Origin of the sequence: Acinetobacter sp. YH12094, assembly GCF_013419295.1 — a bacterium.
Taxonomy (GTDB): domain Bacteria; phylum Pseudomonadota; class Gammaproteobacteria; order Pseudomonadales; family Moraxellaceae; genus Acinetobacter; species Acinetobacter amyesii.
This window is the reverse complement of the sequence record NZ_VPAK01000002.1, coordinates 140,880-166,875: the sequence shown is the minus strand read 5'-3', so window position 1 is coordinate 166,875 and position 25,996 is coordinate 140,880. Positions and strand designations below refer to the sequence as shown.

The 25,996-nt window shown below is 39.3% G+C and carries 27 protein-coding genes and 1 tRNA gene; 9 read left to right on the top strand and 19 right to left on the bottom strand.

What is annotated here, in order from left to right; genetic code table 11:
- Positions 1-790: 790 nt before the first annotated feature.
- From mltB to FTU34_RS02345, 3 genes are all read left to right on the top strand, one after another.
- On the top strand, positions 791-1,792 hold the full coding sequence (gene mltB / locus FTU34_RS02355) for a lytic murein transglycosylase B (protein ID WP_078191987.1): 1,002 nt from the start codon (positions 791-793) through the stop codon (positions 1,790-1,792).
- 286 nt (positions 1,793-2,078) lie between these two features.
- Positions 2,079-2,693 carry a septal ring lytic transglycosylase RlpA family protein gene (locus FTU34_RS02350; RefSeq protein ID WP_180007647.1) on the top strand — a complete coding sequence of 205 codons (615 nt, stop codon included), beginning with the start codon at positions 2,079-2,081 and terminating at the stop codon, positions 2,691-2,693.
- A 152-nt stretch (positions 2,694-2,845) separates the two neighbouring features.
- A complete protein-coding gene (locus FTU34_RS02345; RefSeq protein ID WP_180023366.1) occupies positions 2,846-3,301 on the top strand; it encodes a DUF962 domain-containing protein in 456 nt (151 codons plus the stop codon).
- Positions 3,302-3,554: 253 nt separating this feature from the next.
- On the opposite strand, the gene FTU34_RS02340 is transcribed toward FTU34_RS02345, so the two are convergent.
- The 3 genes from FTU34_RS02340 to rpsB form a co-directional block, all read right to left on the bottom strand.
- Positions 3,555-4,064 carry a DUF3465 domain-containing protein gene (locus FTU34_RS02340; protein ID WP_180023365.1) on the bottom strand — a complete coding sequence of 170 codons (510 nt, stop codon included), beginning with the start codon at positions 4,062-4,064 and terminating at the stop codon, positions 3,555-3,557.
- Positions 4,065-4,238: 174 nt separating this feature from the next.
- Positions 4,239-5,114: a translation elongation factor Ts gene (gene tsf / locus FTU34_RS02335; RefSeq protein ID WP_078190313.1), complete on the bottom strand. Its 876-nt coding sequence runs from the start codon at positions 5,112-5,114 to the stop codon at positions 4,239-4,241.
- 142 nt (positions 5,115-5,256) lie between these two features.
- Positions 5,257-6,003, bottom strand: coding sequence for a 30S ribosomal protein S2 (rpsB, locus tag FTU34_RS02330; RefSeq protein ID WP_078190314.1), 747 nt, complete (start codon positions 6,001-6,003; stop codon positions 5,257-5,259).
- A 207-nt stretch (positions 6,004-6,210) separates the two neighbouring features.
- Here rpsB and map point away from each other — a divergent pair, with 207 nt between their 5' ends.
- The 3 genes from map to FTU34_RS02315 all read left to right on the top strand — a co-directional run bounded on the left by map (position 6,211) and on the right by FTU34_RS02315 (position 9,298).
- Entirely contained in the window at positions 6,211-7,038 is an 828-nt protein-coding gene (map, locus tag FTU34_RS02325) for a type I methionyl aminopeptidase (RefSeq protein ID WP_078191991.1), read from the top strand.
- 270 nt (positions 7,039-7,308) lie between these two features.
- Positions 7,309-8,535 carry a pyridoxal phosphate-dependent aminotransferase gene (locus FTU34_RS02320; RefSeq protein ID WP_111883988.1) on the top strand — a complete coding sequence of 409 codons (1,227 nt, stop codon included), beginning with the start codon at positions 7,309-7,311 and terminating at the stop codon, positions 8,533-8,535.
- Positions 8,536-8,863: 328 nt separating this feature from the next.
- Positions 8,864-9,298 (top strand): PaaI family thioesterase, encoded by a 435-nt coding sequence (locus tag FTU34_RS02315; protein WP_111883987.1) that lies wholly within the window; start codon positions 8,864-8,866, stop codon positions 9,296-9,298.
- Between the two features lie 51 nt (positions 9,299-9,349).
- On the opposite strand, the gene FTU34_RS02310 is transcribed toward FTU34_RS02315, so the two are convergent.
- Complete coding sequence (locus tag FTU34_RS02310) at positions 9,350-9,808, bottom strand: hypothetical protein (RefSeq protein WP_180034349.1); 459 nt, start codon at positions 9,806-9,808, stop codon at positions 9,350-9,352.
- Between the two features lie 251 nt (positions 9,809-10,059).
- Between FTU34_RS02310 and FTU34_RS02305 the strand changes: the two genes are divergently transcribed.
- Positions 10,060-10,135 (top strand) — tRNA-Asn (locus FTU34_RS02305).
- A gap of 88 nt (positions 10,136-10,223) precedes the next feature.
- Entirely contained in the window at positions 10,224-11,297 is a 1,074-nt protein-coding gene (locus FTU34_RS02300; RefSeq protein WP_180023361.1) for a hypothetical protein, read from the top strand.
- Between the two features lie 56 nt (positions 11,298-11,353).
- Here the strand turns inward: FTU34_RS02300 and FTU34_RS02295 are convergent, their stop codons facing one another.
- The 12 genes from FTU34_RS02295 to FTU34_RS02240 all read right to left on the bottom strand — a co-directional run bounded on the left by FTU34_RS02295 (position 11,354) and on the right by FTU34_RS02240 (position 21,574).
- Complete coding sequence (locus FTU34_RS02295; RefSeq protein ID WP_180034350.1) at positions 11,354-12,178, bottom strand: DUF4198 domain-containing protein; 825 nt, start codon at positions 12,176-12,178, stop codon at positions 11,354-11,356.
- Positions 12,179-12,314: 136 nt separating this feature from the next.
- Entirely contained in the window at positions 12,315-12,968 is a 654-nt protein-coding gene (locus FTU34_RS02290) for a tRNA-(ms[2]io[6]A)-hydroxylase (RefSeq protein WP_078191997.1), read from the bottom strand.
- Between the two features lie 16 nt (positions 12,969-12,984).
- Complete coding sequence (pdxJ, locus tag FTU34_RS02285; RefSeq protein ID WP_180034351.1) at positions 12,985-13,710, bottom strand: pyridoxine 5'-phosphate synthase; 726 nt, start codon at positions 13,708-13,710, stop codon at positions 12,985-12,987.
- A 9-nt stretch (positions 13,711-13,719) separates the two neighbouring features.
- Positions 13,720-14,436, bottom strand: coding sequence for a DNA repair protein RecO (gene recO, locus FTU34_RS02280; protein WP_180034432.1), 717 nt, complete (start codon positions 14,434-14,436; stop codon positions 13,720-13,722).
- 8 nt (positions 14,437-14,444) lie between these two features.
- Positions 14,445-14,639, bottom strand: a complete 195-nt coding sequence (locus tag FTU34_RS02275; protein ID WP_078192000.1) for an NF038104 family lipoprotein — start codon at positions 14,637-14,639, stop codon at positions 14,445-14,447.
- 31 nt (positions 14,640-14,670) lie between these two features.
- On the bottom strand, positions 14,671-15,699 hold the full coding sequence (gene era / locus FTU34_RS02270; protein WP_067765139.1) for a GTPase Era: 1,029 nt from the start codon (positions 15,697-15,699) through the stop codon (positions 14,671-14,673).
- Positions 15,699-16,397 carry a ribonuclease III gene (rnc, locus tag FTU34_RS02265; protein ID WP_111883979.1) on the bottom strand — a complete coding sequence of 233 codons (699 nt, stop codon included), beginning with the start codon at positions 16,395-16,397 and terminating at the stop codon, positions 15,699-15,701. The genes era and rnc overlap by 1 nt, the downstream gene beginning before the upstream one ends.
- Entirely contained in the window at positions 16,369-16,740 is a 372-nt protein-coding gene (locus tag FTU34_RS02260) for a DUF4845 domain-containing protein (RefSeq protein ID WP_078192003.1), read from the bottom strand. Before FTU34_RS02260 ends, rnc begins: the two co-directional genes overlap by 29 nt.
- A gap of 20 nt (positions 16,741-16,760) precedes the next feature.
- On the bottom strand, positions 16,761-17,588 hold the full coding sequence (gene lepB / locus FTU34_RS02255) for a signal peptidase I (RefSeq protein ID WP_168378032.1): 828 nt from the start codon (positions 17,586-17,588) through the stop codon (positions 16,761-16,763).
- 21 nt (positions 17,589-17,609) lie between these two features.
- Positions 17,610-19,427 carry a translation elongation factor 4 gene (lepA, locus tag FTU34_RS02250; RefSeq protein ID WP_111883977.1) on the bottom strand — a complete coding sequence of 606 codons (1,818 nt, stop codon included), beginning with the start codon at positions 19,425-19,427 and terminating at the stop codon, positions 17,610-17,612.
- Between the two features lie 195 nt (positions 19,428-19,622).
- On the bottom strand, positions 19,623-20,072 hold the full coding sequence (locus tag FTU34_RS02245; protein ID WP_180034352.1) for a thioesterase family protein: 450 nt from the start codon (positions 20,070-20,072) through the stop codon (positions 19,623-19,625).
- A 119-nt stretch (positions 20,073-20,191) separates the two neighbouring features.
- Entirely contained in the window at positions 20,192-21,574 is a 1,383-nt protein-coding gene (locus tag FTU34_RS02240; protein WP_111883975.1) for a Do family serine endopeptidase, read from the bottom strand.
- Between the two features lie 228 nt (positions 21,575-21,802).
- Here FTU34_RS02240 and nadB point away from each other — a divergent pair, with 228 nt between their 5' ends.
- Positions 21,803-23,449 (top strand): L-aspartate oxidase, encoded by a 1,647-nt coding sequence (nadB, locus tag FTU34_RS02235; RefSeq protein ID WP_180034353.1) that lies wholly within the window; start codon positions 21,803-21,805, stop codon positions 23,447-23,449.
- A 51-nt stretch (positions 23,450-23,500) separates the two neighbouring features.
- Here nadB and FTU34_RS02230 read toward each other — a convergent pair whose 3' ends face one another.
- The 3 genes from FTU34_RS02230 to FTU34_RS02220 all read right to left on the bottom strand — a co-directional run bounded on the left by FTU34_RS02230 (position 23,501) and on the right by FTU34_RS02220 (position 25,950).
- Positions 23,501-24,367 carry a histone deacetylase gene (locus tag FTU34_RS02230; protein ID WP_180034354.1) on the bottom strand — a complete coding sequence of 289 codons (867 nt, stop codon included), beginning with the start codon at positions 24,365-24,367 and terminating at the stop codon, positions 23,501-23,503.
- An 11-nt stretch (positions 24,368-24,378) separates the two neighbouring features.
- The gene (locus FTU34_RS02225; protein WP_180034355.1) at positions 24,379-25,335 is read right to left on the bottom strand and encodes a hypothetical protein; all 957 of its coding nucleotides are present in this window, start codon (positions 25,333-25,335) and stop codon (positions 24,379-24,381) included.
- A gap of 195 nt (positions 25,336-25,530) precedes the next feature.
- Positions 25,531-25,950: a PaaI family thioesterase gene (locus FTU34_RS02220; protein ID WP_180034356.1), complete on the bottom strand. Its 420-nt coding sequence runs from the start codon at positions 25,948-25,950 to the stop codon at positions 25,531-25,533.
- Between the last annotated feature and the right edge of the window lie 46 nt (positions 25,951-25,996).

Sequence of the window (25,996 nt, the reverse complement as noted above, 5' to 3'; positions counted from 1 at the left end):
TTAACTGCAATTTAGGAGAGTGTTATGCCAATTCGGTGACTTTTTCTATCTTTTAACACCAATTCCAGTTTTTAGTTGAGTTTGAGATTGGTGTCGAGAGTAGGTCGCTGGTTTGTGCAAAGGTCTCTAAAAGAAAGACAGTACATTGATATCCACAATTTTTAAAAATCTACAAAGAACAGGAAGAACCTGAATATAGATCATATTTTAATGTGAGCCGTCATTTTGGCTTAAATCTCAATGTGTCCATTTTAATATTCAATCTCTTTCTTTTTTATCATTCAGTCTATATTTCTACTATATATAGCGACGTTTTCAACAGCATTGAAGCGCTGACGAACAAAAACTATGTAATGAATAAACCACTGCTTGCATATGGGTGTTTTAGACCGGTACCTTTTTAATCCTGTCCCTTTATTTATAGATATAACATTGCAACTTTTGTAGCTTCTAAACAGTATTTCGCAACGCGATAAAGTTTACTCGTTCTGCGTTTTTATGACGCATGAGTTTTAGAGTCATCTTTATTTCAAATGATTTGTGAATATTTGCAAGTTATGTAAATGAATATGTCACTTTTCAATATGTTAACTGCGAAAAAACCCTTTGCTTTGTCTTTTTTTGTATATCTATTTATGAAAGCATGCGCTGTCAGTGGTATCTTAGTTGCTATTGGTAACGTTTACCTTTAATGAGCTATGAAACCAGAAGGTCATCACAATTTTCAGGATCTTTTCCCCTCGAAATTTTGTTCATACTCATCGCTAAAGCAACTGGAAATTTTTTATTTATGCTAAATCGAAATTTTTATAAAAAACTATCACATATTGCCATTATGGCCGGTTCAATTTCACTGACCAGTTTTTGTCAGGCTAACGACTTCCAATCTCATCCGGCATATGCAAGCTTTAAACAAAATGCAATGCAAACCTATGGTCTGAGTGAAAATCAAATTGATTGGGCAATGCAAGGCAGTAAAAACCTACCCAACATTATTAGCATTATGAATAGACCTGGTGAATCAAAGCCTTGGTACCAATACAAAACCAATTTTTTAGCTGAAAGTACAATTCAACGCGGCGTTCGCTTCAAAAATCAATATGCCGACACTTTAAATCGTGCAGAACAACAATTTGGTGTGCCTCAATCCGTGATTTTAGGCATTTTGGGTGTTGAAACAGGCTACGGCAGCAATAAAGGTAATTTTATTACCCGTGATGCTTTGGCGACCCTTGGTTTTGGCTATGAACGCCGTGCGCAATATTTCCAAGATGAACTTGCTGCACTGATTGCTTGGTCATATAAAGATGGTGTTCCAACCAACTCTGTCGTCGGTTCATATGCAGGTGCTGTGGGTTATCCTCAATTTATGCCAAGTAACATTCCAAAATTTGGTGTGGACTACGATGGTAATGGTCATGTTGACCTGCGTAATTCGGCTGTTGATGCCATTGGTTCAATTGCAAATTATCTAGCAAATTATGGTTGGCAGCGTAATCAACCAATTGCTTTTGCTGCTCGGTACAGTGGAAACAACCCAGATGCTATTATTGCAAAGGATTTAAACCAGCCAACACCCTATGGTGTACTCAAGGCTCAAGGTGTAACCCCTATGAATCCATTGGTAAAAATCGATGATCTCGATTTGGTCAATGTCATCCAATTGCAAGATAGTTATGGACCAATTTATTACATCACTTATCCAAATTTTCAGGTCATTACAACCTATAACAAAAGCCGTATGTATGCGACTGCACTATGGCTTTTAGGCACTGAAGTTACCAGTCGATAAGACTGGTTTTTTTATATAGATCAAAAAAGTCAACAAATATTTTCATTAAAATGAGCATTTATTCGACATTTTACACACCTTGTTACATTATTGATTATTTTTTAACCAAATATTGTTAATTTTTTAGACATTTTCAAAGTATTTTAATTAAACACTAGACAGCTTATCGATGGCATGAATATTATCCACCTCGTTAAATGTAGTTGCAAAAGTGAAATATCAGACGTGTTTACATGGATATCAGCGACTTAGTTGAACCAGTAAATATGCCATTGGGAGATAAACAATGCAGTCATCAATTATTAAATATGCCTTAGCGCTTGCCACGGCAGTCGCGCTAAGTCAGTCACAAGCTGAGATGGTTCAGTCATCATCATTCAATCATGATAATGACAACTCGCGTCTTGCAGCTCGTGTATTGAATAAAGAAGCTCAAAGCTTCAATTCAAACTTTACGAATTTAAGTAGCCTTTCAATCACTGAGCGTTCTGGCGATAAAATTCGTCGTCAAACAATCGCTGCTAAAATCGAAATTCCTGAAGATGAGCCTTCAGTGATTGAAAAGTTAAATACTGTTGCATCGAATACTGTTCGTAAGTTCACTCAAACAGGTACTGCTTCTTGGTACGGTCGTCAATTCCACGGTCGTAAAACAGCAAGCGGTGAAACGTTTGACATGAACGCACTTACAGCAGCACATCGTAGCCTGCCACTTAATTGCTTTATTCGTGTTACGAATCGCAATAATGGTAAAAGCGTCGTGGTGAAAGTAAATGACCGTGGTCCATTCCATGGTAACCGTGTTCTTGATTTATCTTATGGTGCTGCTAAGCAATTGGGTATTACCAGTGCGGGTACTGCAAATGTGAGCATTGAACGCGTAGACGGTCCAAATTCTTAATTCTCCAATGAAGTGACTGCATTTAACAGACCACGCCTAGCGTGGTTTTTTTATTTGTAGCCTCTTAGCCTTTCAAATCATCATAATCCTGATTTTGACCCTTCCTCCATTCTTGTTTATATTGGAGTCCTTCCCCATGATTAAGGACTATCATGAAAACAATCAACGAATGGTTTGATGAATACAGCGAAAGTCATCAAAATAAAACCAATAAAATGATTCACTGGATTTGCGTACCCACGATTTATTTTTCAATCGTTGGCATATTGGCGCATTTTAGCGCGCTACTTACTGCTGTCTTACTTGCTTTAGCATTTATCTTTTACGCACGTTTAGACATTGTCCTTGCTGTTGCAATGGCCGCGTTAACATTAATCATGGCATGGCTAATTTGGGTGTTACCAGTTGGATATGGCTTTTATATCGCGCTCTTTATATTCGCATGGATTGGTCAATTTTATGGCCATAAAATTGAAGGTAAAAAGCCCTCTTTTTTCAAAGATCTCCAATTCCTCCTCATTGGCCCTATTTGGTGTTTAGATACATTTGCAGGAAAAGTACTTGGTAATTGGAAAACACGCTATAAATCGCAAATAAAGAGCATTTAGAGCACGATTAATTTCATAGATCTCTTTTTCACTTCTTCCACATCGGTTTTCTTTATATTCGATGCTTAAAACCCTATTATTTATAGGTGTATTTATCTCTGGTATTTCCAATCATTTTTTCTATTTATACGACCAAAAAGCCAGTGTTTAAACACTGGCTTTTACTCAATATGGTTAATCCAATTTTATGTTGATAGCTTCATCTAAATCATGATCATTTAAATGACTAAAGTTAAAAATGACTACGTGATTTTTATTGATAGGTTTTACCTTGATGCTTTAACCAACCATCCTGATGACGTCCATTCGGATCGTGATGTGTCCAGTGCATCACTCCACCCTTATCTGAATATTCGTATTCACCATAAAATTGAACTGTATCGCCTTTTTGCAAATCATCAATTCGTGGGGCTAGATCGATATTATGTGCGACCAAAAGCGTTTGACCATTATTTAAGGTCAAAATGAACTTTTGATGGCGACTACCTTCATTATCATCTCGAAGTACCGCTTTCACTCGACCTGTACCCTCAACCTGAACATTACTGAGTTTATTTTTAAATGCATGCACAATAACATCTTCAGCACTCTGCCCTTTTTGTTGAGCATCTGCAGGTTGTACTGATTCTATTTGTGGCTGTGCGTTTTGTTCCGCTGTCGTCTGAACTGGTGCAGATTTTTGTTGTTGTAAATCGATTCCGAAATAAGCGGCTGTAAGCGCAACAATAATTCCGCCGATGGTTAAGTTTGTTTTGTTTGCCATAACTAAGTTTAAATCTAAATTTTTAACTCATTATAGTCATTAATATGGATATAAATAGAATTTATAAACAAGAATGTACACGTCACAAAGTCAAAATTACTTTGAACTATGCAAAGCTACAGCCATAAAAAAAGCCCTCAAAAACGAGGGCTTTTTTCTACAAATAATCAGAGATTATTTTGCAGCAGCTTGAGCAGCAGCAACTTCTTCAGCGAAAGAAAGTTCAGCTTTTTTCTCAATACCTTCACCAACTTCGAAACGTACGAAGTTAGCAACAGTAGTACCAGTTGCTTTAAGAACTTCTGCAACTTTCTTATCGTTGTCGATAACGTACATTTGGTTCTCAAGAACAACTTCGTTCAAGTATTTCTGAACTGAACCAGTTACCATTTTTTCAACGATGTTTGCTGGTTTACCAGATTCAATTGCTTTCGCTTCAGCAATTTCTTTTTCTTTAGCGATAAGTTCAGCAGAAACGCCAGCTTCGTTTACAGCAACTGGGTTGAATGCAGCGATGTGCATAGCTAAACCTTTACCAGTTTCAGCATCACCAGCGTATGCAACTACAACACCGATTTTTAAACCGTGTTTGTAAACTGCAAGGTTGTCGCCTTCAACGATTTGAGCACGACGTACTTGGATGTTTTCACCGATTTTTTGAACAAGCGCGATACGAGCTTCTTCAACAGTAGCACCATCTTCAAGTTTCAATTCAGCAATTTGAGCAACGTCAGTTACACCAGCAGCAAGCGCAGCAGCAGCAACTTTAGCAGAGAAACCAGCAAAGTTTTCGTCTTTAGCAACGAAGTCAGTTTGACAGTTAACTTCTACAAGGATTGCTTTGTTGCCTTCTTGAGCGATAGTGATCGCGCCGTCAGCAGCAATGTTACCTGCTTTTTTAGCAGCTTTAGCTTGACCAGATTTACGAAGGTTGTCGATCGCTAATTCGATGTCACCGCCCGCTTCTGTTAATGCTTTTTTACATTCCATCATTGCAAGACCAGTACGATCGCGCAATTCTTTAACCATGCTTGCTGTAACTGCAGTCATGTTAATCTCCTAAATACGGTAGAAAATGAATTCTTTTTTAGAACAGAAACGGCCCAGAGCTGTCTCTTGGGCCGTCTGCATACATGACGCTTACTTTGCCACCATCACGTGTCGCAAAAATGACAAGCTTACGTCAAACGCATTAAGCCTCAGAAGCAGGAGCTTCTTCGCCTTTAGCTTGTGCATTTGCTTGTGATTGAGCATATTCTTTACCAGCAAGAATCGCATCAGCCATAGCAGAAGCGTAAAGAGTAACTGCACGGATCGCATCGTCGTTACCAGGAATAACGTAGTCTACGTTGTCTGGGTTAGAGTTTGTATCAACGATACCGATAACAGGAATACCAAGGTTTTTAGCTTCTTTAATTGCAATTGCTTCGTGATCAACATCGATTACGAATAATGCGTCAGGTAAACCACCCATGTTTTTAACGCCGCCAAGAGCGCGTTCAAGTTTTTCCATCTCACGAGTACGTTCTAAAGCTTCACGTTTAGTAAGTTTAGCGAAAGTACCGTCAGTAGATTGAGTTTGAAGGTCTTTTAGACGGTTGATTGACTGGCGAAGAGTTTTCCAGTTAGTCAACATACCACCCAACCAGCGGTGATCAACATATGGTTGACCTGCACGTTGAGCTTGTTCACGAATGATTGCAGAAGCTGCACGTTTTGTACCAACGAACAAAACTTTGTTCTTTTTGCTAGCCAAGTTGTTAGCAAAGTTCAAAGCATCATTTAACGCAGGAACAGTGTGCTCAAGGTTGATGATGTGAATTTTGTTGCGCGCGCCGAAGATGTATTCGCGCATTTTTGGATTCCAAAAACGTGTTTGGTGACCGAAGTGTGCGCCTGCTTGAAGAAGGTCGCGCATGCTTACGTTGTAATCTGCCATTTTCTTTACCTTAAAGTTTGGGTTAGGCCTCCATATACCCGCATTCTCCACCTAAAAAGGCACCCAGAGAAATGTGTCGATATATGTGCGGATTTTATTGCCCCATCGCACAAAGCTCGTGAAAGATATTCACGAAAAAGCATTTGATAAAATGGGCGGCTATTTATACCATAGTCACATACAAATTTCCAAAAGTTTTTAGAGATCATGAACAGTACTTACGAAGCTCCACGTCGATTAATTAAAACGCCTGACGAAATTGAAAAAATGCGCGTCGCGGGTCGACTGGCGGCAGAAGTTTTGGATATGATCAAACCGCATATTGTTCCAGGTGTGACTACCCTAGAACTTGATACGATTTGTCATGACTATATTGTCAATAAACAAGAAGCTATTCCTGCATGTTTAGGTTATGGCGCTGCGCCGGGTCGTCCAGCATTTCAGCACGTTATCTGCACTTCAGTGAACCATGTGGTGTGTCACGGTATTCCATCTGAAAGCAAAAAATTAAAAAAAGGTGACATCTTAAACATCGATGTCACTGTGATCAAAGATGGTTACCATGGTGATACCAACATGATGTATATCGTGGGTGGTGAAACATCTATTTTAGCGAACCGTTTATGCAAAGTTGCCCAAGAAGCCATGTACCGTGGTATGGCGGTGGTAAAACCAGGCGCAACCATGGGTGATATCGGCCATGCTATTCAACAATATGTTGAATCAGAACGTTTTGGTGTTGTACGTGAATATTGTGGTCATGGTATTGGTACCGTTTTCCATGACGAACCACAAGTTTTACACTATGGTCAACCAAATACAGGCATGATCTTAGAAGAAGGCATGACCTTTACCATCGAACCAATGGTGAATGGTGGCGACTGGAAAACCAAACTTCTTGGCGATAAATGGACTGTCGTGACTAAAGATCATAGCTTGTCTGCACAGTACGAACACACGCTACTTGTAACAAAAAATGGTGTAGAAGTGCTAACTGCTCGCCCTGAAGAAGATTTATCGCGTTTTGTTCAATAAGCAAAGTATTTGAAGTATAAAATTTTATTAAAAATGGTCACACAGGTTGTGGCCTTTTTTATGCCCTTTTTTTATCCGTGACTTTAAGATTTTTCCATAAAATTTGATTAAAAATTTAAGTAACTCAATGTAAATTTTCTTAATTATAGGGTTAGGATGGAATATCACACTTTTTTGCACATTGTTGATTTTGCCACTCCCCATTACTATGCATTTAAGCTAAGATAGTGTGCTTTTTATTTTTTAATCCCTATAAGAAGGAATACTGCCGTGGACGTACGTCTGTCTGATCGTGTAAATAGCATCAAACCGTCCCCTACACTTGCTGTTACTAACAAAGCTGCTGAATTGAAAGCTGCTGGTAAAAACGTAATTGGTTTAGGCGCAGGTGAACCGGATTTCGATACCCCACAACACATCAAAGATGCTGCAATTGCTGCTATCAACAATGGCTTCACTAAATATACAGCTGTTGACGGTACTCCAGGTCTTAAAAAAGCAATTATTGCTAAATTAAAACGCGACAATAACCTTGATTACGCTGCAAACCAAATCTTGGTTTCTTGTGGTGGTAAACAATCTTTCTTTAACTTGGCACTTGCTTTGTTAAACAAAGGTGACGAAGTAATTATTCCTGCTCCTTACTGGGTAAGCTACCCAGACATGGTGATCATTGCTGAAGGTACTCCTGTAATCGTGAAATGTGGTGAAGACCAACGTTTCAAAATTACGCCTGCTCAATTAGAAGCTGCAATCACTGACAAAACTCGTTTAGTGGTTCTAAACAGCCCTTCTAACCCAACAGGTATGATCTACACTAAAGAAGAATTGCTTGCTTTAGCTGACGTACTACGTAAATACCCAGAAGTTTTAGTTGCTTCTGATGATATGTACGAACCAATCCGTTGGGACGACGAATTCTACAACATCGCAACAGTTGCACCAGACCTTTACGACCGTGTAATCGTTCTTAACGGTGTATCTAAAGCTTATGCAATGACTGGCTGGCGTATTGGCTACGCAGCGGGCCCTGCTAAACTGATCGGTGCGATGAAAAAAATCCAATCTCAATCAACTTCAAACCCAACTTCTATTTCACAAGTTGCTGCTGAAGCTGCATTGAATGGCCCTCAAGACGTTCTTGAGCCAATGATTGAAGCATTCAAACGCCGTCACGACCTAGTTGTGAAAGGCTTGAACGACATCAACGGTATTACTTGCCTTCCTGCTGACGGTGCATTCTATGCATACGCAAACATCCGTCCTTTAATTCGTGCCAAAGGTTTAAAATCTTGCACAGAATTCTCTGCATGGTTGTTGGAAGAAACTGGTGTTGCAGTAGTTCCTGGCGATGCGTTCGGTCTTGGTGGCTACATGCGTATTTCTTATGCAACTGCAGACGAAGTACTTGTAGATGCGCTTGCACGTATTAAGAAAGCTGCTGATTCAATCGAAGGCGTAGATGCTGCGATTGCTTCAATTGCTGCTGAAAAATAATCTGCTTTTAAAAAGCTAGATTTAAAAAACCCGCGAATATCGCGGGTTTTTTTATACTCATCAAAAAAATAAATTAATACGCTTCAATTATACACGCTTTTGATCAATTTTTTTCGCGGTTCAAACTAAATAACAAAGCTCATCCAGCCCATTTGACTTCCTTCAAATCAACTTAAATATTAAAAAACCAAACGATAAAACCTAAAACTAACCTTCATATTCAAATCTTTGGTTTGCATTCTTTTTACGTTTTCAGCTATGTTATTTAAATAAGTTCCTTTTTAGAACCCAAAACAACCACAAAACTAACCTATCCAGAGATATACCAATGAACATCAAAGAAATGACTGGACTCGAAATTTTAAAGGCAATGATGCAAGGCCAAATTCCACCTGCAAGCATTAGTGAAATTATTCCAATGCAACCCAAAAAGATTGAGCAAGGTAATGTAGAGTTTGTTGTAAAAGCCGATCAGCGCCATTTAAATCCCCTTGGTGGTGTGCATGGTGGCTTTGCAGCAACAGTCTTAGATACAGTTACAGGGTGTGTCGTACACTCGGCATTAGAAGCTGGTATAGGCTATGGCACCATTGATCTCAATATAAAAATGTGTAGACCTATCCCTAAAAATCAAGATTTAACCGCAATAGGCCATTTAATTAATATCAGCAAAAATTTAGCAATTTCAGAAGGCAGAATTATGGATAACAATGGAAAGATATATGCTCATGCAACAGCGACATGCATGATTATACGTCCTTAATATTTTTATTTTTCTGCTCGCAATTCAATGCGAGCAGATGATGATTCAAACTTAAATTGCTGAATGTAAGGCGCGAATTAATTGGCCTTCGCTTAGATCAATGCGATTACTGCCCTTTTGAAAGCAGTAATATTTTAAAGCACTATCTAACTCAACACGAAGTTCCCGTTGTTCTGAAATAGACCATACTTTAGAACGATTTGAGCCTGATAATGCATTACCTGCCAATTGGTATAAATACAAGTCTTGCTTGCGTTGCAAAGGCACACGACGACCATCATCTTGATGTTCAAAACGTAAATGACATGGCGCGTTGATCAACCATTTTTCACTAAACCACAGTTGTAATAAATCACCCAATGCCAAGTCACGTCGACCCAAAGGCCAAACGTCAACGTATGCACCTTCGACAGGTGTTTGATATTGCTCTTGATTACTAATAATAGAAAGATAGTTTTCTTGGTAAAAAGAAAAATTTGAAAAAATCTGAGAAATAGTCAGCGTATTCATTCGCTTTCTCCTGTTTAGCCATTTTAGTGCTGGCAAGTTGGGTTTAAATCCACACTGTTTAAACATATGTTTAAACGCTCTTTTGTTGTATTCAGACTATCAATTGAATTTTTTCTTTGCAAGCCTAAGATTCATTTTTTCTAAAAAATCATTCTTTTTGTTCAAATAAAAAACATCTATCACGCATTTCTCCTCATATTGGTATTTTTAGCTTGACCCTCCTCAAAATCTGCTTATAATCGCATTCAGATTCTCCAATAGCTCAGTCGGTAGAGCGACGGACTGTTAATCCGCAGGTCCCTGGTTCGAGCCCAGGTTGGAGAGCCAAATTCTAAAGCCCATTTATTTAAATGGGCTTTTTTAATGCCTATGATTTACATATAATCTATAAGTCATTGTCATTAAAATAAAAAAAATGTTCATTCAAGTTGATGCTGAATCAAATAAAACTGCCTTAAAACACTATCTCACTGCATTCATTTTTCTTTTAATTTTTATCAGCCCATTTGCAATTTATTTGGTGAGCTGCACACCCGAAAGTGAAATTGAGCAACATTTCAAAACGCCACCCAATTTATATAATAGTGAAACCAACACCCTTCTTGACAGCAGCCTACAATGGTTGATTCCACCTCAGCAGATTCAAAATCACAATACTATTCCGGAAATATCTGAATCTGTATTGAACGAGATGACAGAAGGACAATATTGGGCGAGCACACCGATTACACTGCAAAACCAATCTGATCAACTGTATGTTCATATTGATTTTGCAGGTCAGCAACAAACACGAAAAGATCTTGAAATTTCAGTACTTCCGTTATGCATTGTTAACGAGAAAGAAACGCCATGTATGAAAGCCGGGTTAAATGCAAGTGGACAACTTTTTAACATCTCAACTCAAAAAAATACGCAATATCGCACATTGGAGACCAATAAATCCTGGATGTTTTATGGCCATGAATTCCAAGAAAATTATATTATCCCACCACAAGCCACTCTCAAATTTTTAGTTAAAGCCAACACCCCTGAACACTTAACCCTTCAATGGCTTAGGCTAAGCATCAGTACTAGCCCCATTGTTGAGAAACAGCAAAATTTTATGCTCATGACGCAAAACAGTATGAAAATAAAATATGCACTTGCTCTATTACCACTCTTCATTTTAGCTTTGATGCACATTTTTCAAGGGTTTGAAAGCCTGCGTAATTTATCTATCGGCGCACTTGCAGCACTTTTATTTGCTATCAACACCATCATTTGGGATATCCACTATATGGTCATTGGTTGCCTGATTTTATGTTTTGCAAGTATCTGTTATTGTTTTGAGAGCCGATATTATCGATTGCTCTATTTAACGGGTTATTTACTGATTGCAGGCTATTCGCAGCAATATTATGGTGGTTTTAATAAACACTTTTTCACTCAAACCAGTTTAATTTTATTGATAGGTTTATCGATGTTTTATCTTGAACCTAAAGATAGCTAAATCATTTTCATAAAAAAGCTCTGCAAATCGCAGAGCTTTTTCTCATTTAACTACCCTTAGATTACATTAAAGCTCAAAGTATATTTATATCGTTTTAATGCGTCTCCCTTCATTTCAAAAGGCTGCTGATAGTCAATTTTCAGTAAATACTGACCACGATCTGATAGGCTAAAATTCAAGTTTCCTTCTTGATCAGTTTTAAGCGTTTTATAAACTTTTCCCTCACGGCTGTAATCCGTTGTTTGCTGCAAAATTTCAATCTGCAAACCCGCAACCGCTTTTTTCTGATCTAGCACTTTCAGTTGTACTGACTCATTTTGCATAATGGCATTCGGATGGGTTCTAAATTGCACATCAAAACCATCATGCAAATGATTCACTACATTTGTAGACGTTACACGGCGCGATATAAAAGTTTCGATGATTTCTTGGGTTTGAATACTTTTGATTTGCGACTTTTTAGTCAACTCGGCTGTATAAATGACATTTGCATTCGCAGTTTTTTGAGGATCACGTACACCATTGATTAACGCTTTCCACTGCTTTTGATCATAAGCAAAACGCGCTGTACTTCCCTGTTTTTCACCACGAATACGATACGTGCCATCCTGCTTATTTTCTAAACTATAACTGCTGACCGTTTGCGTTTTTACCCAATCGGCATCTGTTAAATGCAGCTTATCACCTGATGGTGTATGTACATGGAAATTAAAGTTTTTAATGGCTATTTCAGAAACAAACGGATTGTCATAAAAACCAGAAAGAATGGCACTATGATTATTAAATGTTTGATAGTTTAATGGCGCCACATAAGGATAATGCGCTTGAGCCTGACCAACCACACACAAAGCGATACAGAGTAAAGTGAATTGTAATTTCATATTGAATAAGTGAGCTTAAATTGTTTGATTCATAGAGATCGATTCATTTTAGATTCACTCAAGCATGTTGTAAATAATTCTTATTATCATTTATTTTAAGTGCATAAAAAATCCCCCATTCTGGAGGATTATTTTATCAAGCGGCTTTGACTGGCACGCCACTATGAAAGCGGAATAAATCATCTGGGCTGCTAATCAAATTTTTTTCAACTTCACGAATATGCTCAATACGCATCTGAATATCTTCTTTCGGGTTCTTTAGCTTATTGGTCGTCGCCACATCCATGGCCAATGCTAAATAGTCCTCATAATGGCGTGATTCAGACTTTAGCAAATAGCGGTAGTAACGCCCCAACTCTTCATCCACATGTGGTGCAAGCGCATAGAAACGCTCACATGACCGTGCTTCAACAAATGCGCCAATCACCAAAATATCAATTAACGCTTCTGGCTCATAAGTCCGCACTTCTTTGCGTAGGCCACCTGCATACCGTCCAGCACTGATTGCAGTCCATTCCTGACCACGTTTTGCCATCAGTTCCAGCACTTGCTCATAGTGCAGCATTTCTTCACGTACTAGCTGTGCCAGTTTGATTTGTAAATCCGAGAAAAAACTATAACGAAACATCAAATTCATTGCTGTACTTGCTGCTTTCTTTTCACAATTGGCATGATCCTGCATCAGGATATCCAAATTATTTAAAGCTTCATCTAGCCATGCTTTTGGTGTTTCACACCCCAAGAAGCCAATGACTGGCTTCATTAGGGCATCATAATCAATATTTGACATATACTTTACTTAAAAATTAACGTGCGGCTTTAATCGCAGCTTTCATTTGTTTTACAGACTGTGCCAATCCAATAAACACTGCATCAGCAATAATCGAGTGACCAATATTTAGTTCATGAATTTGCGCAATGCGCGCAATCGGAGTGACATTGTCAAGATTTAAGCCATGGCCAGCATTCACAATCAAACCTTTAGATGCGGCATATTCAGCACCTCGAATAATACGTTCCAGCTCTGCTTTCTGCGCTTCAGGTGTTTCAGCATCTGCATATGCACCTGTATGCAACTCAATCGTAGGCGCACCACAGGCAATCGCTGCATCAATTTGAGCAAAGTCAGCATCAATAAATAATGAAACTTCGCAACCAATCGCCGCGAGTGCTTGAGTCGCGTTTTTTACATCTTCAAAATGCCCAACCACATCTAGACCACCTTCAGTCGTGACTTCTTCACGCTTTTCAGGAACAAAGCATACATGATGCGGCTGAATCTCTTTGGCAAATTCAACCATTTCATTGGTCACTGCCATTTCAAGGTTCATATGGGTTTTTAATACAGAACGCATACGCCGTACATCATCATCTTTAATATGGCGACGATCTTCACGTAAATGCAGCGTAATCCCTTCCGCCCCCGCTTGCTCACAAATAATTGCGGCATTCACAGGATCTGGATAAGTTGTCCCACGTGCATTTCGTAGTGTTGCCACATGGTCAATATTTACACCAAGCAAAGCTGCCATAATTCTTTCCTAATGACGTTGAGTTTGAGAATTCTGTATCCACAATTGACGACTTTTTAATGGACGATCGCCAAGCAAGGAAGTAATCATTTGTCGGTACAACTTAGACAGTAATTGTAACTGTTCAGGATTAAATTCCCCACCTTTTTCATAATCACTCATACTTAAAATATGTTGACCTGACAATGTTGCGCGTGAGGCTTTAATGACAGGTTGAAAACCTTCGTTTAAATGAAATTGATAATTTTCATGAGGTTGAATTTGCTGTTGATTTGCATCAGTTGAAAAATCCAACGCAAAACCCAACTCTTCAAGCAGCACATGCTCAAATTGTCTAAGGATTTGCCGTAAGAATAAATCAGGGTTGGCCTGGACAGACATGCATTGAAGTTGTTCCAAGGTGTGTGCATATTGAGCAAATGTCTCAGGCATCTCAACCTCTAACGGACATAGCCTCAATAAGACTTCATTTAGATAAAATCCTGAAAAAAAAGCATCCCCAAAAAAGAAAATGGGTTGATTTACAATTTCGAGTTTACTAAAGTTTTTAAGTTCGGACTTACCAGATGCTTGCAAGCAAATTGGTTGATACTGGGGAGGTGGCGTTTGCCTGAGAATACCATCAATTCGACCATGCTCCTGAGTAAACAAGTGCACAATATGACTTTTTTCACGATATTTACGATGGTGAATTAAATAACCATGCAGTATCTCATTACGCATGATTTGAAATATTAATCCTTGTCTTTCTTTTTCTTGTCGTCTTCATCTTCATCCCCATCTGGAATGACTGCACCCACAACTGCAGCAGTACCTTTAACCACGCCTTTTGTGGTTTTATAAGCCACTTTGACAGGAACAGTAACGATTTTATGAATACACCCTTGTAGAAACAAAACACATGCAACTACGGCCAATACTTTCATCATTACTCTTCCCTCAAAGTTTGTTATTTAACGATTAGATATCGCTATAACCTAAGCTTTTCAATGCACGCTCATCATCAGACCAACCGCCTTTGACTTTCACCCAAAGCGTCAACATGATCTTTTGCTCGAACATTTTTTCCATATCTACACGTGCATCCATACCGATTTTCTTCAGTTTGGCACCCTTCTCACCAATAACAATGGCTTTTTGGCCAGAGCGATCGACAAAAATCGTCGCATCAATATAGGTACACGCCGCTTTAGGACGACCAGTTTTTGGATTAACTGTTGCTTCTTCTGTTTTAAACGACTCAATTTGAACGGTTAGATCATAAGGAAGCTCTTCCCCCAATTGACGCATGATTTTTTCACGGATAATTTCAGAGGCAAGGAAACGCTCTGAACGATCAGTCAATTGCTCAAGTGAATACAGTGGTGGTTGAAATGGTAAATATTTCTCAATCGTGCTGCGCAAATGATCTAAATTTGCACCACGTAATGCTGATACAGGAACAATTTCTGCAAAATTCATTAATTTTGCACGCTCTTGTATCAATGGTAATGCATGGTTTTTATTCTCTAGTGTATCAATTTTATTGATCACAAGAATCACTGGCATATCGGCATTTTTTAGCTTTTCTAACACTAAATCATCATTCTGTGTCCATTTGTCTGCATCAATCACAAACAAAACTAAGTTCACATCACGAAGTGCAGAATGTGCCGCACGGTTCATCATTTTATTGATGGCACGGACTTCTTTTTTGTGCATCCCCGGGGTATCTACGAATACCGCTTGAGATTTTTCGCGTGAGTCAATACCCACAATTTTATGACGTGTGGTCTGTGGTTTACGAGAGGTAATGGAAAGTTTTTGACCCAAAATATGGTTCATCAACGTTGATTTACCCACGTTTGGACGACCAACAATCGCCACAAACCCACTTTTAAAATCGGCTGGAATTTCAGTGCCTTGTGCACTAAAAAACTGACTAATTAAATCGTTACTGTCGCCTTGCGACTCGTGATCAGCATCTACGTGATCGGAATGAGTAGTCATTAAGACTTTTTCTCCAAAATTTCTAAGATTTCTGCCGCTACTGCCTGTTCAGCAAAGCGACGGCTTGAACCTTCACCGTATTTAACAGGGAGCCCTTCAACTGTACATTCAACTTTAAAATGTTGGTTCGGAGCATCACCCTGAATATCTACAACCTCGTAAACCGGGAGAGGTTTTTTACGTGCTTGTAAATACTCCTGCAAACGTGATTTAGGATCTTTCAGTTGATCAGTTGGTTCAATATGATCTAAATATGGCACATACCATTTAAGAACAATCGGTTCCAGAATTTTTAAATCCTGACAATCGACATAGATTGCACCAATGATCGATTCAACGGTATCCGCAAGTATAGACTCGCGATGATGACCGCCAGATTTCAACTCACCTGTACTCAAGATTAATTCTTGACTGAGTTTTAAGTCATTGGCAATTTTTCCTAGCGCTTCCTGACGAACCAGTGTCGCACGCATACGCGTTAGACGCCCTTCATTTTCATGCGGGTAGGCATGGTACAGATAATTGGCAATTATCATACCCAACAATGAATCGCCCAGATATTCTAGGCGTTCATAATTGTATTTATGGCTCACCGATCGGTGGGTCAAGGCCAGTTGTAACAATTCAGGTTGTTTAAACTGATAACCGATACGACTTGCTAAACGAGCTTCATTTAGCTTGGACTGAGCTTTGATCAAAACTTTTCTCGAACTTCAACACAATATCAATATTCAATAAGAAAGGTTTTCTTATTTCATAATCTGTTTTCACTTGTAGACCGTCTACATTAGTGACTTGAGCAATATCTTTAAAATTTAAATCACGTACACCATTCATATCTAAACGCTGTGACATTTGTGACTCAAACTTACTCGGAGCAATATTTTTAGGACTGCTCTTCATCAATTCTTCAATTTCATTGTTGACGAGACGATCGTCAACATACGGTCCCCAAACCGCAATTAAAGCTTTAGCTAAAAAAGCAAAACCAATCACAGCAATTAAAATTGCAATATAAGACGTTCCCCGTTGATGTCTCATTTTATTTTCCTGATGTAAGACTAATCAATACTGCCATTACGACTAAATGAAGGCAGTTTTAAACCAGGTTCCTTATGCATCCACTTGTAAAAAGCACGTCCAGTGAGGTTTTCTTCAGGCACAAAGCCCCAAAAACGACTGTCCGCACTTTGATCGCGATTATCCCCCATCGCGAAATAGTGACCTTCAGGAACCTTAACTTCCCAATATAAACCATTTTCTGTTGAATATTTACCATTTTCAACATAGTTGATAAATGGTGCTTGGCGCGCAACATTGACGCCTTCAAGCTCACGCATGGTAAACGTATGCTTACCCATGGTTTCTTTATGATAAATCGATGTAGGTGTATCAAGTTGATCTTTTTCACGGCTAAATTCTACAGGAACTTTTGCCACCTTTTGACCATTCACACTCAGTTGACCATGATCGTAAATAATATGATCACCTGGTAAACCGACCACTCGTTTAATATAGCTGATGGTTGGTTGTGGTGGATAACGGAATACAATGACATCACCACGTTCAGGTTCACCGACATCAATAATTTTTTTATTAATAATAGGTAATCGTACGCCATACTGATATTTATTCACCACGATAAAATCACCTGTTTCTAAGGTTGGAACCATAGAGTCAGATGGAATATTAAATGGCTCATATAAGAATGAACGCATCACCAAGACTATCGCTAGAATCGGCCAGAAATCATAAGCCCATGCGATAACGACATTTTCATTCCCTTTACCTTTGGTCTGCCGTTGCTTCCAGACAAACTTATCCAACAGCCAAATTAAGAAAAAAATGACTGTGGCAGGAACAAGGATCAAATTAAAGTCAAAATCCATGAGCTCATAAACCTCTATTTATTATCTTTCTACTTTCAATACCGCAAGGAACGCTTCTTGTGGGATTTCAACACTGCCCACTTGCTTCATACGTTTCTTACCTTCTTTTTGTTTCGCAAGAAGTTTCTTCTTACGTGACACGTCACCACCATAACATTTTGCCAATACGTTTTTACGCATCGCTTTTACAGTTGAACGTGCAATGATTTGCGCGCCAATTGCTGCTTGAATAGCCACATCGAACATTTGACGTGGAATCAAATCTTTCATTTTTTCCACAAGTGCAATACCACGATGGCGTGCATCTTGTCGGTGGCAAATCATGGCCAAGGCATCAACCTTTTCACCGTTGATTAACACATCCACCTTAACTAGAGATGAACTCTCAAAACGCACAAAGTTATAATCTAACGATGCAAAACCGCGTGAACATGATTTCAATTTATCAAAGAAATCCATAACTACTTCAGCCATTGGGATTTCAAACGTAATGGCCACTTGGTTCGCCATAAACTTCATATTCTTTTGAACGCCGCGACGTTCAACACATAAAGTCATCACATTACCCAAGTATTCTTGCGGTACTAAAATGTGACATTCAGCAATTGGCTCACGTAAGTCTTCAACTGTTGAACCATCAGGCATTTTAGAAGGACTGTCGATATAAATGGTTTGACCATTTTTCATCACCGCTTCATAAATTACGGTTGGTGCTGAAGAAATCAGGTCCAGATCATACTCACGTTCTAAACGTTCTTGTACAATTTCCATGTGCAGCATACCCAAGAAGCCACAACGGAAGCCAAAACCAAGTGCATCTGAACTTTCAGGTTCAAAGAACAACGCTGAGTCATTAATTTGCAGTTTGTGCAGCGCCTCACGGAACGGTTCAAATTCACTTGAATCGATTGGGAATAAACCTGCATAGACCTGTGGTTTCACTTTTTTGAAACCCGGTAAGCTTTCAACTTCTGGTGTAGTTGCCAAGGTAATCGTATCACCAACTGGAGCACCAAAAATATCTTTAATACCCGCGATCACGAAACCAACTTCACCTGCTTCGAGCATGTCAGTTTCTGTATGTTTAGGATTAAAAATACCTACTGAGGTGATGATGTGCGTTTGACCAGTTGATTTCATCAACATTTTATCGCCTTTACGCACACGACCTTCTTTAATACGAACTAAAGAAACCACGCCCAAATAGTTGTCGAACCAAGAGTCAACAATTAAGGCTTGTAATGGTGCATTACGATCGCCTTCGGGTGCAGGAATGACATTGACTAGTGTTTCAAGCACCCCTTCAATGCCTAGACCGGTTTTAGCTGAACATGTAGGTGCTTCAGTCGCTTCGATACCAATAATGTCTTCAATTTCTTGAATAACACGCTCTGGCTCTGCTTGCGGCAAATCAATTTTATTTAAAACAGGTAGTACTTCTAAACCTTGTTCAATTGCTGTATAGCAGTTAGCAACAGACTGTGCTTCGACACCTTGTGCAGCATCGACAACCAACAGTGCACCTTCACACGCAGCCAATGAACGTGAAACTTCATAAGAAAAGTCAACGTGCCCAGGTGTGTCAATGAAGTTGAGTTGGTATTCTTCACCGTTAGGATGAGTGTAATACAAAGTCACAGACGTAGCTTTAATCGTGATACCACGCTCACGTTCTAATTCCATAGAATCTAGAACCTGTGCCTGCATTTCACGATCTTGCAGGCCACCACAAGTTTGAATAAATCGGTCGGCAAGCGTCGACTTACCATGGTCGATATGCGCAATGATCGAGAAGTTACGAATGTTTTTTATATCAACAGATTTTTTAGCTTGCGCCATGGGCTACCTTGGAAAAATAAAAGCGCTATGCATGCAATTCTTTATGCATAGCAAAAGCCGAATAGAAATTGCCGAGGATTATAGCAGATGGATTTTTCAAAGTATCGAAAATAATGCATTGCTTTTATGCTAACCACTTATCCTGCGTGTAGAACTTAACTAGTCTTCGCTTTAATATGAGGATTCATTTAAAAATCAGAAATCATAAGTACTAAAATCAAGCGGATTTATGCTATCTGCGATGGGTTGATAAGCTTGGGTAAATGTTGGCGACATGCGCTTTGGACGCCCTGTAGCAATTTCAATGCATGCCCACTGTGTATTGCCTGTAAATAATATCGCTTTGTCTTTAGGGCGATAAAATACATACTGCCGAAACGAATACAATGCATTGATATCATTTAGCCAAGTTCGTAAAATAATCTCCTCACCTTCGAGCGCTGCTTTACGATATTGCACATGATGCTCAACAGCGACCATGGCATGCTTCAATTCAATATATTCTTTTAAGCCTAAACCCAAAGCTTCAATATGTGCTGTCGCGACATCTTGCATCCAACTGACGTACACCACGTTATTCACATGATTTAATGTGTCGATATGTTCAGCTTGAACTGTAATTTTTAAATCAAAGATATCGCTCATAGCGTCCTGCAAATTTTAAATTGTGGCCCACAGTCTACCCATTTTTATCTAAGGGTGAATTGCAAAAACGCTAAAGTTAAAAAACCACTCGCTTGGAGTGGTTTTCATTTAGTAAATCATTACTGAATACGCATGCCCACAATCGCACGCTGTCCCTGACGAATCAAAGAAACACGTGCAATGCTACCATTTTTCAACTCAGAAATAACTTTCACAAAATCTTCAGCATTGTTTACGACTTTATTATTAACTTGGGTGACAACATCCCCCGGCTGAATTCGTGCTTGTGAAGCTATACCTCCTGCACGTACATCTTGAATTAAAACACCGCCTTTTAGACTCAGTTGTTTTAATTCATCTGCGTTTAAGTTGCGAATTGACACCCCGATCACTGGACCTTTTTTCACAGATGTCGTTTCAGCTTTTGCAGGCGTATCATCTGGTGCTGTGATCAAGGTTGCTGAAATATTTTGGCGTTTATCATCACGCAGCACTTCAAGCTGAATACTTTGATTTGGACCTGTACGATTAAGATAATTCAGCAGTTCACCTGTACGTGAAATTGGTGTGCCATTAAATTTCAAAATGACATCACCCACTTTAAAGCCAGCTTTTGCAGCAGGTGAATTTGGTGCAACTTGAGTAATCAAAGAACCTTCTGGTTTTGAAAGGTTATAAGACTCTGCAAGATTACGATCGATATCTTGTAGCATGACGCCTAAATAAGCACGTGTTACCTTGCCGTTTTTCTTTAATTGGTCTGCAACATCCATTGCAACATCAATGGGAATCGAGAACGATAACCCCATATAACCGCCTGTACCACTAAAGATACGAGAATTTACCCCGACCACTTCACCAGACTGATTAAATAATGGACCACCAGAATTACCCGGGTTCAATGCCACGTCGGTTTGAATGAATGGAACCGAGGTTTCTCCCATCATATTACGCATTTTAGCACTAACGATTCCTGCTGAAGCTGAATAGTCAAAGCCAAATGGTGAACCAATGGCCAACACTGGCTCACCTACACGTAAACGGTCAACATTGCCTGTGCGTAGCTCAGGAAAATTTGAACCTTTGACCTTTAACAAAGCCACGTCAGTCCGCTCATCACTACCCACAACTGTGGCATCAATTTCACGGCGGTCATTCAGTACAATGGTGACTTTCGAGGCATCTTCTACCACATGGTGATTTGTCAATAAATAACCATCTTTACTAATAAAGAATGCGCTTCCATAACCGGTCTTTTCTTGCGGCATTTTTTGCTGCGGAATAACCACCTGATTACCGAAAAAGCGTCGTAATATTTCTGGGACTTGTTGCTGCAAAAGCTCTTCTTGACTAAGCTTTTTAACCACATTCACGCTTACGACAGCTGGGCTGACTTGTTCAACCAAATTGGAAAAATCAACAGGACCCGCTGCCTGAGTCTGCACGCTAGCAACCGTAAACACAGCTGCATAGAGTCCCTTTTGTAAATACGATTTATTCATTGTTAGCATTCACTCAATTGTGCTTATCATTTGAAATACGTTAGTTTTTATCACAATGCAAGTCTAAGCTTCGTAATAAAATGTTTGATGATTATTTATGATAAACAATCTTAAACATTCCTTAAATATTACAGATCTATGAATATTTTTCATTATTTAGTTAATTTATAGTCATTGCGTTTTTAGGCAAAAACAGTTGTGATGATCGGACATTTTTAAAATTAGCTGATGGACATGTCTAATTTAAACACGATACATCAATTTGATGTAATTATTGTGGGAAGTGGCGGTGCAGGCCTAAGTTTAGCCCTATCGCTACCAGATCATTTTAATATTGCTGTTTTAGCTAAATCGACGCTGACGGATGCCAGCACATATTATGCCCAAGGTGGTGTTGCTGCCGTCCTCGATAAAACAGATTCCATTGAACAGCATATCAATGACACCATGATTGCCGGTGCGCATTTATGTGAAATGGCGGCGGTAAAACAAACCGTTGAAGGTGGTAAATCTTCTGTCGATTTTCTACTGAATCAGGGTGTGCAATTTACTTTAGACGACCAAGAACAGTTACATCTGACACGTGAAGGTGGTCACTCTCACCGGCGGATTATCCATGCAGCAGATGCCACAGGTCGTGCTATTTCCACAACATTGGTTGAACGTGCGCAAGAAAAAGCCAATATTCATATTTTTGAAAATTTTATTGCAATCGATTTAATCACGGCACAAAAATTAAATCCTGAAGCTGAAAACCGTGCTCTCGGTCTGTATGCTTTAGATGAAAAAACCGAAAAAGTACATACCTTTTTAGCACCCTTCACTGCCCTTGCCTGTGGTGGTGCCATGAAGGCATATTTATATACATCAAATCCCGACATTGCGACGGGTGATGGTATTGCCATGGCGTATCGTGCAGGCTGCCGTGTTGCCAATATGGAGTTTAACCAATTCCATCCAACCTGCTTATACCATCCTCAAGCTCGCTCTTTCTTAATTACCGAAGCGATGCGTGGCGAAGGTGCCTATTTACGTCTTCCAGATGGTGAACGCTTTATGTTGCGCTTTGATGAGCGTGCCGAATTAGCACCACGCGATATCGTAGCGCGCGCTATTGATTATGAAATCAAACGTCTAGGAATTCGTCATGTTTGGCTTGATATCACCCATAAACCTGCAGAATTTGTCAAAGAACATTTCCCAACATTGTATGAACGCTTAATGGAACTCGGTATTGATATTACCAAAGAAATGATCCCAGTAGTTCCTGCAGCACACTACACCTGTGGTGGCGTTGTGGTTGATGAAAACAGTCAGACCGATATTCCAGGCCTATATGCCATTGGGGAAACCTCTTATACCGGCCTACATGGTGCAAACCGTATGGCGAGTAACTCCTTACTGGAATGTTTTGTCTATGGTATGAGTGCTTCAGCACATATCACAGCACAGCATCAAGGAACTTATCAGGCGCCTCATGTCCCAGAATGGGATGACTCGCAAGTGACCAACCCTGATGAAGACGTGGTGATTTTGCAGAATTGGGATGAACTTCGCCAAACCATGTGGAACTACGTCGGTATTGTCAGAACAACCAAGCGACTTCAACGTGCGCTCCATCGTATTGAAATGCTTAAGCGTGAAATCACCGAGTATTATCAAGATTATCAAGTCAGTAAAAATCTGATTGAACTCCGTAACTTAGTATTGGTATCAGAAATGATTGTGCGCTGTGCAATGGAACGTAAAGAGTCTCGTGGTCTGCATTTCACTTTAGACTATCCTGAACAAGCAGACGAACTACGTAAAACTGTGTTAAGTCCACCCGATTTCACGGTTGATTGCCCTGTAGTCAATACTGAATTAGTTTCTTAAAACTTTTAAATCAAAAAAAGCCGCACATGAAGTCGGCTTTTTTTGATTTTACTATCCATAAATACGTAGCGCAGCTTTGAAAGTTTCTAAGTGTAGATTTACCAGATCATTCATATTCTGATAACCCCCAGCCAATACAAACATCAATGGTATATCTGCACGTTTAGACAAGTTAAAGACCATTTCTTCACGTTTTTGTATCAAAGCGGTGCTAAACCATGATGAGCCAAAAGGGTCAGCTTGATGACAATCCATCCCTGCTTGATAAATAATTAAATCTGCACCCCATGCTTTAGCTTGCTGTATTCCTTCATGTATAGCCAAAGTATATTGTGCGAAATTTCCACGATCTTTATGCACATGCCGTGTTAAAGAACGTTCATAAGTAGGACAACCAAAATGTAGCCCATAAATACTAAAATTAAAAAGGTTCTCTAACCGTCTAGTAAAATCAGCTGTGCCGTTCCCCCCATGTTGATCGCAATCGAGTACAAAGATTTTTTTATTCGGATTCTGCTGTGCCACCAAAGCCAAACCATTGAATGTGCAATATGATCCGCCATATTCATACACTGCATGGTGAAAACCTTGTGCAACATTTGCTGCAATGCCTTTTTGCAAAGCCATTTCTGCTGCCATCAACTGCCCTGCATTGATTCTCAGCACTGCATCTCGAAGCTGAGTATTCCAAGGCTTAAAACCTGAAAAGGTCGCAAGCTTAGTGGGCTGCCCTATCATAAATGCGTCCACATAAACAGGATCATGCACTTGGCTTAAAATTTCAGCGTCGATACACTCAGGCTCATGTATTCTGATGTTCTGCCATTGTTCTAAAGCTGTTCCAACCGCCAATAATTTTTCCATACTATTGGTATGAGTATGAGCAAAATATTTTGGCGAAAAGCATACATCTAACATGATGGAAACACTCAAAGTTGCGCTATTGCCACATCAATTAATTGCTGAAGCTCAGTCGTACCTGGGCTATACAGACCATTATCCACTTGCTGCTGAAAATGTGTACTGAAGGCACGCTTTCGATTTTGAGGCGACACTGACAAAGTCGTTAAACGTAAAAACCACCACCCAGAAATAGCCTGATAAGGAATCACAAAGCCTTTAAACTCACGATTCCCCCGTTTTTCAACTAATTGTTCTGCATCATAATCAACGGAAAAAAGTGAACCGGCTGGAATACGGACACCATTCATGAGTACAGGTTTCAAGCTGATACAAGAATGGTTATCCCCCATATTTAATTTTTCCATAAATAAGGGCTGACCGTATTCATCTACAAAAATATTAATTTCACCGCTACGAAATACACGTCGATGTGCAATTTTTAAAAAGAAATTTTCAGCCATCGGACAAGAGCCAACTTTTGGCTTATTAGCCAGTGCTTGCACTTCAACGATTTGGTTTTCAGTTGCCGATTTTGGCAAAATCAGATCTTCAATCAAGGTACAAATAAGCTGACTTTCTTCCAAATTTGCATGTTGCTGGATTTGACGCAAACTTTTTTGAAAATGCAATTCTTTCTGTAAAACCTCGTAAAAGTCTGGGGATTGTTTCAATTGCTGAATATTTTGATTTAAATCTAGATGACGCCAACTAGACAAATCTAAATGATAAGCACGACTATGATCTAAAATTTTGCGTAAACCATGCGTGTCATATTGATCAAAAAGTTTGAGATCTTGAAATTCATGTGATGCACGCGGCACATTAATATATTCAGCTAACACACGTGTGGCTTGGGTATAGCCACAGCCACGTCGTTCAGTTTGATGTGAGTAATGCTCATTCAACATTTCTGTCAATTTTTCTGACAAAGGATATGCATGCTCCTGAAAGAGCCGAACAACTTCATGTGCAGTAGCAGTCATGTATTTAACCAATCAAATCTGTGATTCAATTATAGATTTAAAATAACACTTATGAGTTGATTGATTTCCACTAAGCTCTTGAAATTATGCAAATAAAAATACACTACGCAGAAAATTCACCAACCAATGCACAATTTATTTAGACAGACTGCTGCATTTTAATCCAATCTAATGGATCAACTGCATATTTTCAGTTCAATGTCGCTGCGGAGGAATCGAATAACTCCCTGTTATATGTGCAACGGGCTCATCCACACCTACTGAATACACCAACACTTCACCATAAATTATACTTTTGCCCACTTTTAACAATCGACACTCGCCTATTAAATCTTGATTGGCTTCTGGTTTTCTTAAAAAATTAATATTCATATTGGTCGTGACCGCAAGCCCTACAATCCCGATCTCCCCCAATATTGCCACATATAGCGCAAAGTCAGCCAAAGTCATCATAGTCGGGCCAGAAATCGTATTGCCCGGTCTTAGATCTTGTTCTGTGACATGCCAAATTAAGGTCGCGGTTTGCTGTCCAACTTCTTGAATCGTGCAGTTTTTTAAACTTGGGGCAAATTCACGTTGTAAAAAATCAATAATCGCCTGCTTTCGATGCGGCATAAAAAAATCATCCATAACTTATGCTATGAATGATTTTTAAATCAAA

Excerpts from the sequence above, each read along its gene's own strand:
- mltB (WP_078191987.1), top strand. The coding sequence starts at position 791 with ATGCTAAATCGAAATTTTTATAAAAAACTATCACATATTGCCATTATG.
- FTU34_RS02225 (WP_180034355.1), bottom strand. The coding sequence starts at position 25,335 with ATGACTGCTACTGCACATGAAGTTGTTCGGCTCTTTCAGGAGCATGCA.
- FTU34_RS02315 (WP_111883987.1), top strand. The coding sequence starts at position 8,864 with ATGAACATCAAAGAAATGACTGGACTCGAAATTTTAAAGGCAATGATG.
- FTU34_RS02345 (WP_180023366.1), top strand. The coding sequence starts at position 2,846 with ATGAAAACAATCAACGAATGGTTTGATGAATACAGCGAAAGTCATCAA.
- tsf (WP_078190313.1), bottom strand. The coding sequence starts at position 5,114 with ATGACTGCAGTTACAGCAAGCATGGTTAAAGAATTGCGCGATCGTACT.
- FTU34_RS02260 (WP_078192003.1), bottom strand. The coding sequence starts at position 16,740 with ATGAGACATCAACGGGGAACGTCTTATATTGCAATTTTAATTGCTGTG.
- FTU34_RS02295 (WP_180034350.1), bottom strand. The coding sequence starts at position 12,178 with ATGAAATTACAATTCACTTTACTCTGTATCGCTTTGTGTGTGGTTGGT.
- FTU34_RS02240 (WP_111883975.1), bottom strand. The coding sequence starts at position 21,574 with ATGAATAAATCGTATTTACAAAAGGGACTCTATGCAGCTGTGTTTACG.
- FTU34_RS02310 (WP_180034349.1), bottom strand. The coding sequence starts at position 9,808 with ATGAATACGCTGACTATTTCTCAGATTTTTTCAAATTTTTCTTTTTAC.
- FTU34_RS02245 (WP_180034352.1), bottom strand. The coding sequence starts at position 20,072 with ATGAGCGATATCTTTGATTTAAAAATTACAGTTCAAGCTGAACATATC.
- FTU34_RS02340 (WP_180023365.1), bottom strand. The coding sequence starts at position 4,064 with ATGGCAAACAAAACAAACTTAACCATCGGCGGAATTATTGTTGCGCTT.
- lepA (WP_111883977.1), bottom strand. The coding sequence starts at position 19,427 with ATGGCGCAAGCTAAAAAATCTGTTGATATAAAAAACATTCGTAACTTC.
- rpsB (WP_078190314.1), bottom strand. The coding sequence starts at position 6,003 with ATGGCAGATTACAACGTAAGCATGCGCGACCTTCTTCAAGCAGGCGCA.
- era (WP_067765139.1), bottom strand. The coding sequence starts at position 15,699 with ATGACTACTCATTCCGATCACGTAGATGCTGATCACGAGTCGCAAGGC.
- pdxJ (WP_180034351.1), bottom strand. The coding sequence starts at position 13,710 with ATGGCAGCTTTGCTTGGTGTAAATATTGACCATGTGGCAACACTACGA.
- FTU34_RS02230 (WP_180034354.1), bottom strand. The coding sequence starts at position 24,367 with ATGTTAGATGTATGCTTTTCGCCAAAATATTTTGCTCATACTCATACC.
- FTU34_RS02300 (WP_180023361.1), top strand. The coding sequence starts at position 10,224 with ATGTTCATTCAAGTTGATGCTGAATCAAATAAAACTGCCTTAAAACAC.
- FTU34_RS02220 (WP_180034356.1), bottom strand. The coding sequence starts at position 25,950 with ATGCCGCATCGAAAGCAGGCGATTATTGATTTTTTACAACGTGAATTT.
- FTU34_RS02290 (WP_078191997.1), bottom strand. The coding sequence starts at position 12,968 with ATGTCAAATATTGATTATGATGCCCTAATGAAGCCAGTCATTGGCTTC.
- nadB (WP_180034353.1), top strand. The coding sequence starts at position 21,803 with ATGGACATGTCTAATTTAAACACGATACATCAATTTGATGTAATTATT.
- FTU34_RS02275 (WP_078192000.1), bottom strand. The coding sequence starts at position 14,639 with ATGATGAAAGTATTGGCCGTAGTTGCATGTGTTTTGTTTCTACAAGGG.
- FTU34_RS02350 (WP_180007647.1), top strand. The coding sequence starts at position 2,079 with ATGCAGTCATCAATTATTAAATATGCCTTAGCGCTTGCCACGGCAGTC.
- lepB (WP_168378032.1), bottom strand. The coding sequence starts at position 17,588 with ATGGATTTTGACTTTAATTTGATCCTTGTTCCTGCCACAGTCATTTTT.
- map (WP_078191991.1), top strand. The coding sequence starts at position 6,211 with ATGAACAGTACTTACGAAGCTCCACGTCGATTAATTAAAACGCCTGAC.